General features: G+C 42.4%; 16 protein-coding genes. 13 read left to right on the top strand and 3 right to left on the bottom strand.

Annotated elements, in window-relative coordinates; all coding sequences use genetic code 11:
• Window positions 1-394 precede the first annotated feature (394 nt).
• The 5 genes from V7K67_RS06660 to V7K67_RS06640 all read left to right on the top strand — a co-directional run bounded on the left by V7K67_RS06660 (window position 395) and on the right by V7K67_RS06640 (window position 8,224).
• Window positions 395-2,941, top strand: a complete 2,547-nt coding sequence (locus tag V7K67_RS06660; RefSeq protein WP_334732771.1) for a proteasome protein — start codon at window positions 395-397, stop codon at window positions 2,939-2,941.
• Window positions 2,942-2,945: 4 nt separating this feature from the next.
• Window positions 2,946-3,467, top strand: coding sequence for an Rpn family recombination-promoting nuclease/putative transposase (locus tag V7K67_RS06655; RefSeq protein WP_335165738.1), 522 nt, complete (start codon window positions 2,946-2,948; stop codon window positions 3,465-3,467).
• Entirely contained in the window at window positions 3,467-3,754 is a 288-nt protein-coding gene (locus V7K67_RS06650) for an Rpn family recombination-promoting nuclease/putative transposase (protein WP_334732781.1), read from the top strand. Before V7K67_RS06655 ends, V7K67_RS06650 begins: the two co-directional genes overlap by 1 nt.
• 229 nt (window positions 3,755-3,983) lie before the next feature.
• Window positions 3,984-6,959, top strand: a complete 2,976-nt coding sequence (locus V7K67_RS06645; RefSeq protein ID WP_335165727.1) for a molecular chaperone — start codon at window positions 3,984-3,986, stop codon at window positions 6,957-6,959.
• Between the two features lie 173 nt (window positions 6,960-7,132).
• The gene (locus V7K67_RS06640) at window positions 7,133-8,224 is read left to right on the top strand and encodes a hypothetical protein (protein WP_334732768.1); all 1,092 of its coding nucleotides are present in this window, start codon (window positions 7,133-7,135) and stop codon (window positions 8,222-8,224) included.
• Between the two features lie 102 nt (window positions 8,225-8,326).
• On the opposite strand, the gene V7K67_RS06635 is transcribed toward V7K67_RS06640, so the two are convergent.
• Complete coding sequence (locus V7K67_RS06635; protein WP_229471559.1) at window positions 8,327-8,506, bottom strand: high light inducible protein; 180 nt, start codon at window positions 8,504-8,506, stop codon at window positions 8,327-8,329.
• A gap of 471 nt (window positions 8,507-8,977) precedes the next feature.
• On the opposite strand from V7K67_RS06635, the gene V7K67_RS06630 reads away from it, so the two are divergent.
• From V7K67_RS06630 to trpD, 3 genes are all read left to right on the top strand, one after another.
• A complete protein-coding gene (locus V7K67_RS06630) occupies window positions 8,978-9,298 on the top strand; it encodes a hypothetical protein (RefSeq protein WP_335165725.1) in 321 nt (106 codons plus the stop codon).
• Window positions 9,264-10,145, top strand: coding sequence for a DNA adenine methylase (locus V7K67_RS06625; protein ID WP_335165723.1), 882 nt, complete (start codon window positions 9,264-9,266; stop codon window positions 10,143-10,145). The genes V7K67_RS06630 and V7K67_RS06625 overlap by 35 nt, the downstream gene beginning before the upstream one ends.
• Before the next feature lie 81 nt (window positions 10,146-10,226).
• Window positions 10,227-11,342: an anthranilate phosphoribosyltransferase gene (gene trpD, locus V7K67_RS06620; RefSeq protein ID WP_334732765.1), complete on the top strand. Its 1,116-nt coding sequence runs from the start codon at window positions 10,227-10,229 to the stop codon at window positions 11,340-11,342.
• Here the strand turns inward: trpD and V7K67_RS06615 are convergent.
• Both V7K67_RS06615 and V7K67_RS06610 read right to left on the bottom strand, forming a co-directional pair.
• Window positions 11,272-12,318 carry a retropepsin-like aspartic protease family protein gene (locus V7K67_RS06615; RefSeq protein ID WP_334732764.1) on the bottom strand — a complete coding sequence of 349 codons (1,047 nt, stop codon included), beginning with the start codon at window positions 12,316-12,318 and terminating at the stop codon, window positions 11,272-11,274. The two genes, trpD and V7K67_RS06615, sit on opposite strands and share 71 nt — an antisense overlap.
• A gap of 256 nt (window positions 12,319-12,574) precedes the next feature.
• Window positions 12,575-12,751, bottom strand: coding sequence for a hypothetical protein (locus V7K67_RS06610; protein ID WP_335165721.1), 177 nt, complete (start codon window positions 12,749-12,751; stop codon window positions 12,575-12,577).
• A gap of 13 nt (window positions 12,752-12,764) precedes the next feature.
• Here V7K67_RS06610 and carA point away from each other — a divergent pair, with 13 nt between their 5' ends.
• From carA to V7K67_RS06585, 5 genes are all read left to right on the top strand, one after another.
• The gene (carA, locus tag V7K67_RS06605) at window positions 12,765-13,934 is read left to right on the top strand and encodes a glutamine-hydrolyzing carbamoyl-phosphate synthase small subunit (RefSeq protein WP_334711736.1); all 1,170 of its coding nucleotides are present in this window, start codon (window positions 12,765-12,767) and stop codon (window positions 13,932-13,934) included.
• Window positions 13,935-14,182: 248 nt separating this feature from the next.
• Window positions 14,183-14,548 (top strand): STAS domain-containing protein, encoded by a 366-nt coding sequence (locus tag V7K67_RS06600; protein ID WP_084227153.1) that lies wholly within the window; start codon window positions 14,183-14,185, stop codon window positions 14,546-14,548.
• 575 nt (window positions 14,549-15,123) lie between these two features.
• Window positions 15,124-15,603: a Mini-ribonuclease 3 gene (locus V7K67_RS06595; RefSeq protein ID WP_292854009.1), complete on the top strand. Its 480-nt coding sequence runs from the start codon at window positions 15,124-15,126 to the stop codon at window positions 15,601-15,603.
• 92 nt (window positions 15,604-15,695) lie between these two features.
• Window positions 15,696-16,877, top strand: coding sequence for a 23S rRNA (guanosine(2251)-2'-O)-methyltransferase RlmB (gene rlmB / locus V7K67_RS06590; protein ID WP_335165718.1), 1,182 nt, complete (start codon window positions 15,696-15,698; stop codon window positions 16,875-16,877).
• An 86-nt stretch (window positions 16,878-16,963) separates the two neighbouring features.
• A complete protein-coding gene (locus V7K67_RS06585; protein WP_179067515.1) occupies window positions 16,964-17,266 on the top strand; it encodes a DUF1816 domain-containing protein in 303 nt (100 codons plus the stop codon).
• Window positions 17,267-17,397: the final 131 nt, after the last annotated feature.

Below are 17,397 nucleotides of genomic sequence, written 5' to 3'. Positions count from 1 at the left end.
GAATGTATTCTTTTTTATTGTTCTCAACAAAACCCAATTTTCAAAATTGTCTTGACTATTCAAAATTCCTTATATAGCAATCCTATCTGAGTTATCAGAAATCTGGGTGATGACGAACTGCCAAGGAAAAGAGAACAAAAATAGAATTCACAAATCTCACTAATGATTTAGGATTGCTATAAGCTGTCGTGCATTTAAATTGTATAATATTGGGTCTAAAACCCTTCCATAGCCTAGAGTCAGCTAAAAAACTAGATGCGTGGCAGCTTAGCAAAATCGCAAATTAAATGAGAGAAATGCTAAATGTGATATCAACACGTTGCAACAATGGCTGATAATCGCATTTTTTATGTTATAAAGCTCACAGAAATTAATGTTAGGCGGAAACTACTTTATGGAACCAGATAAACTTGGCCGTTTTAAGGAGTACGGCGAATTCATCCTCCGAAAGATAGATTCTGTGCCCCAGTACCCTTCTAAACAAGAAGATTGGGTTCCAGCTAGTCTTGATGACTGTCTTCTTCGTTTGCGTTCAGCTGCCCAGAAAACTGTAGACCTGGCAACTTCGCCTGTAAAAATTGGGGTGATGGGGGAATTCAGTAGTGGAAAAACTTTACTTTTAGGCAGTCTAATTGGATATGCAGATGCTTTGCCTGTCAGTGAAAACCCCACTACTGGTAATGTTACTGCCATCCATATTATCCCGCAAGACGATTTCGCAACGACACAACTAAGTAACTTTACGGTAGAGTATCTTTCTCATGAGGGAGTACATGAGTGTCTACGCTTCATGCTAGGGGAAGCCAATAAACGAACAACAGCAGCGGGGCTTCCTCCGATACCAGTATCGAAACTCAACTCTGGGACAGATATTATTGGCTGGTGTGAAGAAGCATGGAATAGCAGTAACAATTTAGAGCTACGTTATTTACTCCGAGAGTTGGTATTATTCCTGCGGGCTTATCAAGCTTATGGGGAAGTTATGTGTGGTGGGCACTACCAAATTGATGCGGTGACTGCCCGTGAGGGTCTACAGCTGGTCGAACAGCCAATGGCAATCCAAACTCTGACATTTGAGGATCTACCCCCAGCGCACATCAGATTACCGAGTCCACCCCAGAGGCTACCAACAAAGTTATTGCAAAACAGTTTCCCACTGATCCGCCGCGTCGATATCGATGTGAAAATCTCACGGGAAATTTGGGATTTTGCAGATGCAGCTAAATTTATTCTTATCGACTTTCCGGGATTGGGGGCTGCTAATTCGGGGGCTAGGGATACCTTTTTGTCATTGCGAGAACTGGCAGAAGTACAGACAATTTTGGTATTGCTAAATGGTAAATCTCCTGGAAGCGATCGCGCCAATAAAATCTTCACGATGATGCAACAGCAGCGACCTGGACAAGACCTGAAAGATTTAATTCTCGTCGGTGTGGGTCGCTTCGATCAACTACCTCTAGATAGCGAGGGTGGCGAAAGAGAACTTGACCATCTGATTGAAGATAGCCATTTAGAAGAGGAAACGGTTCTCCAAAAACTCAAAGTTCTGCAAACTACCATTGACGGTGCAGCAGCATTTACAAGCCAAAAAGACCGCATCGTTTTACTGTCGCCACTGTTGGGATTGGCTGAATTGGCAAAGCGTTCTAGTAAAGTCAAAGCAGGCTCACCAGAGTTTTTAGCTAACCTAGACTATCCTGATTACCTAGACAGGTCTAAACGGCTACAACAGAAATGGGAGCTATTAAGTGAACGGCTGATAGAATCTAATACCCGTAGCTATTTAGGCAGACAGCTAGGTTACTTTAGTCAAGATGGCGGACTTAGTAAGCTGCGCGAATTGATTCAAACCCATGTAGCTACTCATGGTCTGAAGCAACTACATGAAGATACCAAAAGAGCTGCTGATGTGGTGAGTCAGCAACAAGATCACTTGAAAGACATCATAGATGAAATTCACGAGCAAGGTATCCCCACAGGCGATAGTCCCGCTTTTATCGAATTGCGCTTTGTGGTCGAAAGCTTAGATAAAATTTACAGAAATTTTCAAAAAGATATCGGCAAAGAACCACTTAAAGACCGACGCGGTGTTGTTGTCAGCGATGTAGTAAAAGACGAACTCACCTTTAGAATCCTTAATTGGAACCAGTGGACTTTACTCTTCAACAAAGCCAATAATGGAGCGATCGCTCTGGCAGAATCTAAAGGTGCAGCTGGGAAATTATTCGATCGGGGAAACCGTGTAAATACTGCCCTTCCGACTAAGAGTGATGATTTTTATCCAGTATTTGAGAAAACCGTTAAAGAAGTAGAAGATTTTGCCCGCGATCGCATCCAGCAAGCCGTGGTAGATTTATTAAACCAATTGTCAAATCATATCGCCCCAGAACGCGAACAATTGCAGGCATTTTTCCACCCAGAAATGGAACAAGAAATCGAAGAAAAATTTGGTTTTGAAGATGCCGATCTTTTTTACAAATTATTACTAGGATGCGACCCTAACGAATGGAAAGAAGCAATTATCGCTGAAATCAGTAGTAAAGACAAAACCGTTGCACCCGAAATTATCTTTCCATTAGCACGTCAAGACGACAAACACAACGTTGGTCAAATCTTTGATTGGGCACCAGAGAAAAGCCAAGGCTTACCCAGATCGAGCAATCACCAACTTTTAGTACTGCGACTGCGAGATGAAATTACTGCTAGCGCTAGCCTCCATCTCGTGCAGTATGTTAGCGAAGTTAATCAGCAAATTAATTCCGAACTAGAAGGTATTTTGGATCAAATTATTCCTAGTCTGCAAAACCTTTCAAAAAAAGAAACTTTGCTAAGATATTTGGCCGCTGGGGAATTGCCATCTGAGATCCAAATTCCTACTTGGTTGCAGATTATTTCCGAAACTGCGGCTGTTTCTTACTCAGATGATTTGGATTTGAGATGACGCGATCGCGTCGAGATATGAATCTCGCAGCTTGGAACCGGAAAAGACTACTATTCACAGATCATTACTGAACAGTTCTCAAGTACAACGAATTTATTTAGATGAGTTAGGTAGTCCTGATGAGCAAAAAGTAGGTATCAGTTTGATGCAGTTGACTATTGCCTCAGAGAGTCAAATGGTGCAAGAAGCGAAACGTTTAATTGAGCGGGTGCAACAAGAACAGATAACTGTCTTGGCTAAGAAGGAGATAATAGATGTAATCACAACAATTGTAGTTTATAAATTTGCCAACTTAAGTCGTGAAGAGGTAGAGGCTATGTTAGGAGTTAAGTTAGAAGAAACTAGGGTTTATCAAGAAGCTAAACAAGAGGGGATAGAACTAGGACTAGAACTAGGGCGAGAACAAGGACGAGAACAAGCAAAACTTGAAGTTGTACCTCAGTTCTTAGCCCTTGGTATGTCGATGGAAGAGGTTGCCCAATCACTTAATTTAACCATCGAACAAGTAAGACTTGCAGCTGAGTAATCACAACAATTACTGGTTATAAATTTGCAAACTTAAGTAGTGAAGAGGTAGAGGCGATGTTTGAAATTAAGTTACAAGAAACTAGGGTTTATCGAGAAGCTAAAGAAGAAGGGCGACAAGAAGCACTAGAAAAAGGACGAGAACAAGCAAAACTTGAACTTATACCTCGGTTCTTAGATTATGGTATCTCTATAGAAGAGGTTGCCCAGTTACTTGATTTAACTATCGAACAAGTCGAAAAAATAAGACTTGTAACTGAGCAAGAATCTTTAACATCAACTTTGTAACTACCGTAATTTTCATAACGATGTCTAGTTTGGGCTACGCCTACGTCCTATATAAAAGCGTAGGCGTAGATATCGCGCTAAATAAAAAAGCCAGTGCTAAACAGAATCAGTGGTACAGGAGCAAAAATTAAAAGTTTTTACCATAAGGATTCTCTGAATTTGTAATTTTATAATGCAATATTACAGTTTTTAGCCAGCTATAAAATAAACAACAGAAAGTGATACTATAATGAACCCTTTCCAATTGAATAACTATAGCGATCGCGAACCAAGCGAGAAACAACAAAAAAGATTTCCGGGATGGTTTGCTTTAGATTTTGGCACGTCGAATTCGACAGTCACACTTTTCGATCCAATTGAAGTACCGATCGCAGAAATTTTACCCAAAGAACAAGAGATGCGGTTGCGCGATCGCTTATCGCAATGGCTAAGTTCTCCCGCCTCTATAGCTTTACCGGATGTCAGCGCTGATGATTGGGCAAAGTTTATCACAGAAATTAGCAAAAACCTGGAGATAGAACCCAACCGATTGAGTGAAGTTTTTGAAAGTGATAATAAAGAGCGATTTTTGGAAGCAATTCGCCAAATTGAACTTTCTTTAGGAAACAGCGAGAGATTCCGCCGGGCTGTCAGCAAAAAACTTTACCAAATCTATCATGAGGTGTTCCGCGTCCCTACCCTAGAGTCGCAAAATCTGATCCCAGTTGTGCTGGATATCGATCGCCGCGATACGGAAATTCCCAGCGAGTCGGAAATTTCGCACTTAGGGGATTTAAAACTGCGGATGGGTAGGGAAGCTAGAGATAACCGAAAAAAAGCGATCGCTCAAGGTACAAGCGGTTCTTTAAAGGAAATTATCAGCAGGTTTCACCATTCACCCAAACGCTATTTTGGTCAGGAGCGATCGTTTTCGGTTATTTTAGATGGTGAAGAAGAAACAATTACCGCTAACCAGTTAATACAATCTGCTTGGGCGCATTTAATCGAGTTAACTGAAGACTACCGCCAACACGCACGACGCAGATTTTCAGAAGGGAATTTTTTAACAGCAGTTGTCACTTACCCAACAGTCGCCCCACCTGTTGTTCGTAAGGAAGTTAGGGAATTAGTTGAGCAGTTGGGGATCGATGATGTACAAACTGCTTATGATGAAGCCGTTTCTGTAGCAATATTCTTTTTATGGCGAGAATTTGGCGGTAATCTCAACATTGGTATCGAGTCATTCAAAACCCGTTGTCGCCAAGCAGGAAACAAATGGTCACAAAATGTCCTTGTCTTGGATATCGGCGGCGGAACCACAGACTTAGCTTTAATTGAACTGACATTAGAAGACAAAACCCCAGCTTTTGCTGATTATGAAGACCGAGGTTTAGGAGGACGTTACTATAAACTTACCCCCAAACTATTAGGCTCATCTGGTCATTTACAGTTAGGCGGTGAGTTAATTACACTGCGAATTTTTAGATTATTAAAAGTTGCGATCGCAGATTTTTTATTGACAGCAGTAACAACAGGTGGTATTGAAAACGAAAAGCTAGAAGATTTAATTAACTCCGAGTTAAACGAGCGCTTTTTAGAACAAGGCAAATTCAAAACTGGCAGTCTTTTAAAATGTCTGGATAGAGAAAATCCAGAAGGTGATATTGCTTACAAAGATGCCTTAGATACTGCCGAGAAAGTATTGCCCACCCGTTGGCAACAAGCACCCCAACGCCTGCAATCCTTTTATATTCTCTGGGATTATGCAGAAGCAGCTAAACTTAAACTTGGGCAAAAGCCACCAGCAGAAAATTCTCTATTAACCTTCACACTTTCAGAGCAGCAAATTTCCGAACTGCTTACCCAAAGCGCTGTTAAATTGCAAGTTACAGATCCAAATAACATCTGCATCACCCTAGATAACCAGCAATTTGAACGAGCCGCCGCATCTGGAATTAAAGAAGCGATCGGAATTGCCAAAGGATTAATGGAAAGTCGTTTGCGTCCCGATGATCTCACCAAAGATTCTTGGAATTCCCAAAAAGTTGATTGGTTAATTTTGTCTGGTAAAACTTGTAATTTAGACATAGTACAGCGCCAAATCTACCAAGAATTTAGTAAGTCTCCATATTTTGTCTGGAATCCAGAACGGATTACTTTTGTGTTGGAATTTACCAAACTAGCCACCTCCGCCGGTGCTTGTTATGCCGAAAAGCTACGAAGATTAAGATTCGATCCAGAAGAGTCCAAAAGCTTGTTGCGTAAGGGAGCCAACCAGCTAGAAATTGATGTTAAAAACCTGTTTTATTATTTGCCCTGCAACTTCAAACGCAAAACCCAAAGCAACGATTTACTAACTATATTCAAAGCCGGACAAGAACTCTATCAACTCGCACCTTGGGAAACTGTTGCCAAAGTTCGTACTCATTGGCAAGGCATACAATTAACTAACATTATCTACCGTCAAGATTACGAAGAGGGAGATTTACGGCTTTGGGGAAGCTTTGACGGTAAAAACCTCATGAATCAACTGGAAATGCAAGAAGCAGAGTTTCTGAAAAAAATAAAAGTCCAGTTTGAGATTGACCAAACTCTCGAATTTAATGTGTTGCTTTGTCAGGGAAATCCCCATTATTTAATTGATATTTCTGGGATTGATTTAGAATCGGTAGTTTCAGAAACATCAGCGCTATTTGCTGATGGTAAATTAAACTGGAATATTGCTGTAGAACGCTTCAATAAAGACTTGAATGATGGTGATATTGCCGTCAATGTTATTGAGTCAGCAACCGTAGATCAACCAGATGCCTATCATCTTGTATTTGAAGTAGGAAATGATGGTAGTAGAACGTTTCACAAATTTCACTATCTCCGCGATGGAGTGACGCAACCAGGAATTGGGTTAATTAGTAATCCCTTACCTCCCTTCCCACAAACTGGACAGCACACCTTCTATGTTTATCAAACAGATGCCGAAACCAACAGCAAAAAATGGATAAGAATTGGCGCACTCAGTAAACCAGATGTAACTACCGATTACCCTTGCCAATATCGTGTAACTCTCGACGATCGAGGTATTCTAAGGATGCACGCTGGTGAAGTCCCTTACTGGACATCACAAAATCAAGAATGCTTGAAAGAAGAAGGATGTATTTATCGTGCTGAATTAGAGTTACAACCTAATGAAGTTGATAAAGAACGCGATCCCTTTTGCGGCATACATTAAACCTCTGCGTTTCTCTGCGCTAACCTTTGTGTTCCTCTGCGTTGAAAAATATTAATATTTTTCAACGCAGAGGGGCGCAGAGTAAACGCATAGGCGCTTCTCTACGAGACGCTACGCGAACGCCGCAGGGTAGGGGCGCAGAGGTTTGCCAAGTATATTTGGAGGTGATATTTATGCAGCACTTGCGTCAATTATTAGAGATAGAAAACTCAGAGTTAGCCCAATTACTGCGGTTTAGTCTATATGGACTGGAGGCTACTTTGAATCAGGCTCGCGCAGAATTACCACTAGATCCAGGATCTAAAATATGCGATGATGTGCTGCAAGAACTTCATAACCTGTTGCAACCTGCACCGCCACAGCAAAATACTGGTTGGGAAAATCCGCCAGATGAGTTAAAACTAAATCACCTGCGAGAAGCTTTTAATTCTGACTCAGAACTCAGTTATTATCTGGGTAATTCCCAACTGCAAAGCCAAACAGATTCAGATTTGTGGAATGAGATTCAACGCAAACTGCTACGACTTCCAGAGGATTTAGCTACATCTTGGCAACAGCGTACCTTGGATCTGGCTCAAGAAGTTGGTGCGATCGCAGATAAATCTAATCTCTTTCAGCTTCCCTTTATCCGCGACGAAATTATCTACCCCGGACTTAGTGGTACTGTTCAAACTCAGGGATTAAGCTTGTATCAACAAGCACTTTCAAATTCTAAAATTCCCCAAGGTAATACATCCGATTTACCAGCAGCGTTTCTATTTTTATATATGAATTTTATCGAAATAGACCCAGATTTACATCATGCTTTAAAGAGCGTTTTTAGCTTCGATGTCATTTCTTTACACTCCAAACCAGAACAGCGCGATCAATACATTGAGGCTTTAAGCGATCGCTTCCAACGCATCCAAAAAGCAGAGAAAAATACTGATCCTCTATCAATTCTGCGTGCCTGGATTGATATGGACGAAGCTATACATTCCCTAGTATTCGTACCACCGGCTGAACGCTATTCTTGGTGGGGAAAGCTACAACATGAATCACGGCGTATCCTGAAGAAAGTCGCTGATGAAGCTATTAATGCGGGTAATGAAGTGCGAATTCGCCAATTATCGGGACTTTATGCAGATATCTGTGCTTTATCTAAGGATGACTTACAACTAGACTGTGGTGGTATTCCTGGTGAAGTGTTAACTTGTCTTCGGGTATACACACGAATTAATCAAGAAGAATCTCCAGGGCGTGTAATATTTCGCTCATCACGCTAGTTGCTAGCAACTTTTTTTATTCTTGAGATTACGAGGCAAGACAGAGAATTTTACTAATCCCCGCCTTGCCTCATAATCTAATGAAGGTAAAAACGTTTAAATCTAAAGGATGCCCCAGAAGTGTAAAATCCCTTGACCAGAAAATACTTCAAGTGCAACGGCGGATAAAAAACCAATCATTGCAAAACGACCGTTCCAGTTTTCGCTCTGAGGAGTGAAGCCCCAGCGCAAAGCATTAGGATCTTCTGAAACCAAAGGCGTAGTCTTCTTAACGTCTGCCATAAATAATACTCCGAGCTTTTATGTTGTAACAGTTATAACTGCCTGTAAAGTAATGTAACAGACTTTTACGAAATTGCAACGTTTAATTAATTGGCTCAAAAATGAAATTTATTTAGCTAGCTTATATTAAGAATACGTAATTTTGTTTAAAAGGGAACAGGGAACGGGCAACAGGGAACAGGGAAATCCCCATAATTAAAATTAGGGGATTTGTACAAGGACGTATTTTTTCTTGCGCTACGCGTCCCCTTAAAAAATGTTTTTATTTCTTTCATAAATAAATTTAGGGGCTTGTACCCTAAATCTTCGGGGCTAATTCTTGCACTGTTCCCTGTTCCCTCTTCCCTGTTCCCGCCCCGAAGGGGCTTGGTCAATATCCCGACGATGGTTAGAATTAAAAGGTTATACGTTGTCAATAAACTAAGCTAGTATGACATCCATAATTACATATAGTAGCTGAGGTGTAGTGCGGTGAGTCGGGTTTTAAGCTTGGAATTAAGTGATGAAGTCTACGCGGCATTGCAGCAACAAGCTGAGGTTGCAGGCGTATCTCTTGGAGAATTGGTAGCTACTTCCATAGAACAGCAGTATGGTTCTCCAAGACGTGAAAAGTCGCAAGCTGAAACAGAGAAAGAAGTCACTCGTCAACGTTTCCGAAGTCATGCTGGAAGCATTAACCTTGGTTATGCTACAGGAGCAGACAATGAAAGTATTGATGCTGATTTAGTTAAAGCATACAGTGACATTTCTACGAGTTATGCTCAAAAGTCCTCTACGATATCCTGGTGGTAAGTCAAAAGCAATTAATCAGATAGTCGAATACTTGCCAGAGAGCTTTTCGGAATTTCGAGAGCCTTTTGTGGGTGGTGGTTCTGTATTCATTTATTTAAGACAAAAGTTTCCCGATATCAAAATTTGGATTAACGATCTAAACCGCGAACTCTTTTTATTCTGGAAATTTGCCCAATCTGATATAGCTCAGTTAGTTAAAGAAATTCGGCATATTAAAGTCAAATATACAGATGGCAAATTATTGTTTTCAAAATTGACTAGTGTAGATGTAAATAATTTATCTGATTTAGAAAGAGCCGTTCGTTTTTTCGTCCTTAACAGAATTACTTTTTCTGGAACTGTAGAATCCGGTGGTTTTTCCCAAGAAGCTTTTCATAAAAGATTTACTGATTCTTCAATAGAACGACTTGAAAAGTTAGAAAATATATTATCAAAAAACGTCCAAATTACTAATTTAGATTACAGCTATCTATTAAAACCAGAAGGAAAAAATGTATTTTTATTTTTAGATCCACCATATTTTAGTGCTACAAAATCAAAACTATATGGTAAAGATGGTAACTTGCACACTTCGTTTGAACATCAGAGATTTGCTGAACTTTTGCAACAATGTCATCATCCCTGGCTAATTACCTATGACAACTCAAAGCAAATTAGAGAAAATTTTCAATGGGCTAATATTTCCGAGTGGGAATTACAGTATGGGATGAATAATTATAAGCAGAGTGGTGCGGCTAAAGGAAAAGAGTTATTCATTACTAATTACGAAGTTAAACTTTATTTGGAAAATAAAGCACCAAATCAAAACCTCGCTAATCCAGCTTTGCAATTAAGCCTTGAGATTTAAACCTAACTTTGATAGCTTCCAATTTTCCGGTAGGATAAATCCCATAGCTCTTAATATAGCTACAACATATAAACCTTAGCTATGACAACTTCCCCAATCCCTGCTCAAGAATCCTCTGCTAGCTGGTATATCCTGCTGCAACAATTAATAGATGGACAATCATTATCTCGTACTCAATCTGCTGAATTGATGAAGGGTTGGCTCAGTGAAGAAGTTCCCCCAGAGTTATCGGGAGCAATTTTAACAGCGCTGAACTTTAGAGGCATTTCTGCCGATGAGTTAACCGGCATGGCTGAAGTCTTACAATCTCAATCAAAACTGGGGACTGGGGACTGGGGACTGGGGACTGGTCAAGAATCTACCCAATCCCCAATCCCTAATCCCCAATCCCCAATCCCCCTAATAGATACCTGTGGTACTGGTGGAGATGGTTCATCAACTTTCAATATTTCTACAGCTGTTGCTTTTGTTGCCGCAGCCTACGGTATACGCGTCGCCAAACACGGCAATCGTTCAGCTTCAAGTCTCACAGGAAGTGCAGATGTATTGGAAGCCTTGGGTGTAAATTTGAGTGCCTCTAGTGAAAAAGTGCAAGCAGCACTACAAGAAGTGGGGATCACTTTCTTGTTTGCCGCTGGTTGGCATCCAGCACTCAAGGCGGTTGCCCAATTGCGGCGGACTCTCAGGGTGCGAACGGTGTTTAATTTGCTCGGGCCGTTAGTAAATCCCTTGCGCCCAACTGGGCAAGTGGTGGGCTTATTCACTCCCAAACTTTTGGCAACTGTTGCCGAAGCTTTACAAAATTTGGGTAAGGAAAAGGCGATTGTGCTGCACGGGCGAGAAAAACTTGATGAGGCTGGGTTAGGAGATGAAACTGATTTAGCGGTGTTATCAGACGGAGAAGTGCAGTTAACTACCATTAATCCCCTAGATTTGGATTTAACGCCTGCTACCATAGGTATGCTTCGGGGTGGAGATGTCCAAGAGAATGCGGAGATTCTCAAGGCGGTACTCCAAGGTAAGGGAACTCAGGCGCAACAGGACGCAGTTGCTTTAAATGCTTCCTTGGCGCTACAAGTCGCAGGTACGATCGCCTTCCTCGATCACGCCGAGGGTATTAAAATCGCTAAGGATATCCTACAGAGTGGAGCGGCTTGGACGAAATTGGAGCAGTTAGTTGAGTTTCTGGGGAATTGATTTGCGATCGCAATTGCGGGCGAAATTCTACGACATTACGCTTAATGGTGACATCATAGTTACCAAAAAAGTCATGTCCTAAAAGTCCAGTTTCTAGTTCCGCACCTGCGATCGCTACTGGTATTTTATTCACTATTACCCCGCCAACTGCCATCGAATTAACATAGCCCACAGGAAATTCTACCGCTCTGGAACTTGCGGTATTTGCCTTAGCTTTCCCCACTGTCACGATTCCCAAAGCATTGGCCATCTGTTGGGTAATGACAGTACCACTCGCTCCCGTATCCACAATCATCTCAAATTTTTGCTGGCCATTGAAGGTGACTTCCACAATTGGCGTGCCACCAATTCGCCTTTTAATTGGGGCTGTAAATACTGCTTGATCTGGAATCACCACTGCTGATGAGGGCAAACCTGGCTCAGGTGATAACGGTTTTGCTTCTATAGGAGGTAAAGTAAACTTTGGTGCGGTTTCTCTCTGGGGAACAACAACGACTATTTTCTGAGGTTCTCTAACTGCAACAGGGCGAGGATTAGCTTGCTGCTGGGCGTATTTAACTTGGCGGCGATATTCTCTGATTTTGGTTTGAGCGATCGCAAATTCTGGGCTTTGTGGCCGCACTCTTCGCATCAGCGCGATCGCATCCTGGTACTGACTCGCCACCAAATTCCAGTCATCTGGAGATTGAGCCGATTGGCTAATACTCCAAGCGCCAACAGCTTTGTCTCGCCCCATTTCAAAAAGACTTGGTTCACTTTCAGATTCAGACGGCTCTAGCGGCTGCGCTTTTGGGGTAGCTGCGGGTGTTACTGGTTCGACAGTAGGCTGTACTGATGCCAGATCCCCAACAGGTGTGGGTTGGTCATTGCCACCAGTCGCGGTGTTTTGTTTGTCTTCACTACAGGCAACACATAAAATCGCTAGAACGCTTGATACAAAAATTAGGGTTGCACGGGATAAAAAAGACTGAAGCATAATTAATTTTAACTGCCCAAGCTTTGCCAAATCCACTCCCGCTAATTTAATTCCCTTTTAATTTTAATTAACTATCTTAAAAACTCCCAATTACTCAACTTATGGGATAATTAACAATCGCAGTATTGGGGACTGGGGACTGGGGACTGGTGACTGGGGACTGGGGACTGGGGACTGGGGACTGGGAATTAGAGACTGGGGAAGAAGCAAAGGAGTAGGGAGCAAGGGAGTAGAGTTTTCCCCGCCCTGTACCTCTCTATACCAATCCCCAATCCCCAGTACCCAATCCCCAATCCCCAGTACCCAATCCCCAATCCCCAGTCCCCAATCCCCAATCCCCAATCCCCAATCCCCAGTACCCAATCCCCAATCCCCAATCCCCAGTACCCAATCCCCAGTACCCAATCCCCAGTACCCAATCCCCAATCCCCAATCCCCAATCTACTATGCCCCTGACTGACGCAGCAATCCCAGCTTTACTTGTCCTAGCAGATGGAACCACTTATCGCGGTTGGTCTTTCGGTGCGACGGGAACCGCGATCGGAGAAGTGGTATTCAACACTGGCATGACCGGTTATCAAGAAGTCCTGACTGACCCTAGTTACTGCGGTCAGATAGTTATTTTTACCTATCCTGAATTGGGGAATACTGGCGTCAATCCTGAAGATGAAGAATCAGATGGGCCCCAAGTGCGGGGTGCGATCGCCCGAAATATTTGTCAGCGTCCAAGTAACTGGCGATCGACACAATCTTTACCTGACTACCTCAAGCATAACCAAGTACCGGGGATCTACGGCATCGATACCCGCGCCCTCACCCGCAAAATTCGGATGTTTGGAGCGATGAACGGTGGCATTTCTACAACCATTCTTGATGAGGCAGAATTGCTAGAGCAGGTAATAGCGGCTCCCAACATGGCAGGATTGAATCTGGTTCGTGAAGTCACCACCCCAACGGCTTATGAATGGGCAGATCCGACAATTCCAGCTTGGGAATTCAACTCTGAAGCTGCCGAAAATCTTGGGGAAGCCTTTACCGTTGTTGCCCTCGACTTTGGCATAAAACGTAATATCTTGCGTCGCCTAGCAACTTACGGTTGTAAGGTGATTGTTGTACCTGCTGATACACCACCAGAGGAAATCCTCAACTACAATCCAGATGGTGTGTTTCTTTCTAACGGCCCTGGCGATCCGGCTGCCGTTACCGAAGGGATTGCAACTGCCAAAGCACTCCTGTTAAGTCAAAAACCAATTTTTGGTATTTGTATGGGACACCAAATTTTAGGTCATGCACTAGGCGCAGAAACCTATAAACTCAAATTTGGTCATCGTGGTTTGAATCAGCCTGCCGGCTTACAACAACGGGTAGAAATTACTAGCCAAAACCATAGTTTTGCAATTGATCCAGATTCTTTACCTACGGCAGTTGTGGAAATCAGCCACCTGAACTTAAACGATCGCACCATTGCCGGGGTACGTCACAAATCTCTACCTGTATTTTCCGTACAGTATCACCCAGAAGCCAGTCCTGGCCCCCATGATGCTGATTACTTGTTTGAGCAATTTGTTCAATCCATGCGAACAGCACGTCAACCCCTCCGGGGAATTCAAAATTAAAAATTCAAAATTCAAAATGAAAGATTTATTTTTGAACTAAGCATTTTTAATTTTGAATTGGAGCAAAAAGCAAGAGTCAAGTTGTCGCATTTGGGATTAAATAAAAATAGCAAAATGCAAATGGGGCATTGGGGACTAGGGAAAAGTTTTCCAATGCCCAATGCCCAACGCCCTATTCCAACAGATTGTAGACAACTTGCTCAAAAACCATCTATACTTGAGCGTTCACTTTAACTCATGAGGAGGGAATTATTGCTGAGCCACTAAATCTAACCGTTAGCCTGAGGGGCACTCGTGAAGTCCGGGATAACTGTCAGCTATTCCGCCTCACAGGTTTGTTAGATGCTTTTTCTGAGCCGACATTTCGCAAGACACTTGGCAGCAAGATTGACGAGGGCCCTAAGCATATTATTTTGGATCTCTCACAAATTGACTTTGTAGATAGCTCTGGCTTGGGCGCTCTGGTGCAGCTAGCCAAGCAGGCTCAAACTGCTGATGGCACTTTGCAAATTGTTACGAATGCCCGTGTAACTCAAACGGTCAAGCTTGTTCGCCTAGAGAAGTTTCTCTCCCTGCAAAAATCAGTTGAAGACGCTCTAGAAAACGTCAAGTAGTCTTGATTGCTAGACCTGAGAGTTCAATTTAGCTATCTAGATTCAATATCAGATAGCTTAATTTTTAAAACTTCTGGCAAAAAACCTCTCTCCTTGTGGGAGAGGCATAAAGCCAGTTGAGCTACTATATTTAAAGTTAAGCAATAACTTAAAGATATAAACACCCAGTTCTTGAGTATGTAATCCCTGGCTATAATATCTGATGAATAATCAAATCTGAGAAATTTGTAAGAAACATCAAGCCAGCATGTTTGTCGATAAGTAGACTTGATCCTGTATAGTTAAAAATTGTCAGTTACTAAGTAAGCACGAAAATGCGATCGAGCCAAAGCGTAAATTTGATGTTCAGATTTTACCGTATCTTCGGCACAGACCACAATAAGTAGGCGAAATTTGGTTTACAGATGTTGACATCAGGGTGATTTAAAATGCCAACTCTCAATCAAAAAGATGAAATTAGGAAGTAATTTTGATAGTATTGATTATGCTAAGTATACTATCATGGCATACTTCAGAAAAATCAATCTTTGCGAAGAATGCCTGCCAAATAGAGCCAGTCAAGGAATGATTTATTTGTGAAGTCACAGGAGGAAGAGCTATTAGATGGACAAGATAAAACTCCCAAACAGAGTTTATCTTGGGATCAAGCACTCTTGGCAACCACAGCGCCATTCCAACAGATTTCCCTTTCACAAGTGCAACAAATTTCTCCTACTGCTTTAGCGTATTTAGGGGATGCAATCTATGAATTGTATGTTAGAATTTTCTATCTGCTGCCATTGCAGCGGTCAGGGATTTACCATAGTCTGGTAGTGGAGCAGGTAAGAGCGGAAACACAAGCGCTACATTTGCGATCGCTGATTCCTCATCTCAGGGATACCGAATTAGAAATTGTCCGACGGGGTAGAAACGCCGCAACAGGACGCCCTAAGCGACTTAATCCCGAAATTTATCAACAGGCTACTAGTCTAGAAACCTTAATTGGCTACTTATATCTCACCGATTACCAGCGTCTAACCGAACTATTGCAAATACTTCATATAGAAAAAGAGTGAAAACTCAATTTCACAGTTGCCGTAACACTAGATTAGGTTCAAGAAATTGAGACAATCGGAACGATCAACCATACGCTATATCCATAACTAAAATGCAGAATAAACCGAGAAAAATCAGGACTTCTAGCGAACCCAATCGTGGGCAACCCGTAAAAATTAAAGGTAAGCGTGTTGTTACGAATCCGACTCGCAATCCCAGGAAAATAGATAGCAACCCAATTTCTGTGGCGAATCCAACTCGCAATCCCAGGAAAATAGATAGCAACCCAATTTCTGTGGCGAATCCGACTCGCAATCCCAGAAAAGTAGATGGCAATCCCATTTCTGTGGCGAATCCGACTCGCAATCCCAGAAAAGTAGATGGCAATCCCATTTCTGTTGCGAATCCGACTCGCAATCCCAGGAAAATAGATAGCAACCCCAGCTATGGGAACTCCCGACAACGAAATAATAACTTCTCCCAGCCATCTACATCTACACAACCGATAGAAGAAGATAGCGATCTCATCTACGGTCGTCACCCAGTATTGAGTGCATTGCAAAATCAGCGCAATCTCAACCGTCTCTGGATTACTACCCGTCTGCGCTACGATCCCAGCTTTCACCATTTTCTCTTGCAAGCAAAGGAAAATGGCACAGTTATTGATGAGGTTGAACCCAAGCGCTTAGACTATCTCACCAACGGCGCTAATCACCAAGGTGTGGCAGCACAAATCGCTCCCTATGCCTACACCGAATTGCCCGATTTAATTGAACAGTGCAAATCTGTAACCGATGCCGTAATTGTCGTGGCTGACGGAATTACCGATCCCCACAACTTGGGAGCAATTATTCGCACCGCTGAAGCAATCGGCGCTCAAGGATTGGTGATTCCCCAAAGAAGGGCATCTGGGATCACTTCTACTGTGATGAAAGTGGCAGCAGGCGCTTTAGAAAATTTTGCTGTAGCTAGAGTTGTCAATCTCAGCCGCTCTTTAGAAGAATTAAAAGAAGCTGGCTTTTGGATTTACGGCACTGCTGCAAGTGGCAGCGAACCTCTGCATACAGTCAATTTCACCGGCCCAATCGTTTTGGTAATTGGCTCAGAAGGTGAAGGTCTGGGTATGTTGACTCAACGCTCCTGTGATTTTTTAGTATCAATTCCTCTACAGGGTAAGACTCCCAGCCTCAACGCTTCGGTAGCAGCGGGTATGGCACTTTATGAGATTTATCGTCAGCGATCGCTAAATACGCTGCACTTAGATAAATTGCACAAAATCTCTTTTAAAAAATAACGTAACAGAGTATAAAGAAATGTAAAAGATAATAAAGTAGCATATCGTTTCACACCCTGTAGCACGTTTATAAATCGACGAAAACCATGAAAACCATTTGGCATAACCTCAAGGAAGTGTTAATTAACACATTTGAGAACCTCGGCTTGGCTTGGTGGGTAGAGATTGTGACGCAGAATCCCCGCTGCACGTACTACTTCGGCCCATTTCTGAGTTCTTCCGATGCAACATTAGCAAGCAAAGGATACATAGAAGATTTGGAGCTTGAAGGAGCTACGGGAATTGTTGTGAGTGTCAAGCGTTGCAAACCTAATACCTTAACGATCGCTGACGACTTGGGGGAAAGATTTGACCGCAAAGTACAGCCTGCCTTTGGCGGTCAAATTTAAGTTAGGCCAAAGAATGAACAGGATGGGGCAGTGTGGAGACGCAAAGACACAGATAATTCTTTTACGGCATTACCGCGTCTTTTTACTCATTGCGTCACCATATCTTCTCTCTCTGTTTTTTCTTCGTCAAT

This window comes from Nostoc sp. (assembly GCF_036917155.1).
Lineage (GTDB): Bacteria > Cyanobacteriota > Cyanobacteriia > Cyanobacteriales > Nostocaceae > Nostoc.
This window is presented reverse-complemented; position numbering and strand designations above follow the sequence as displayed.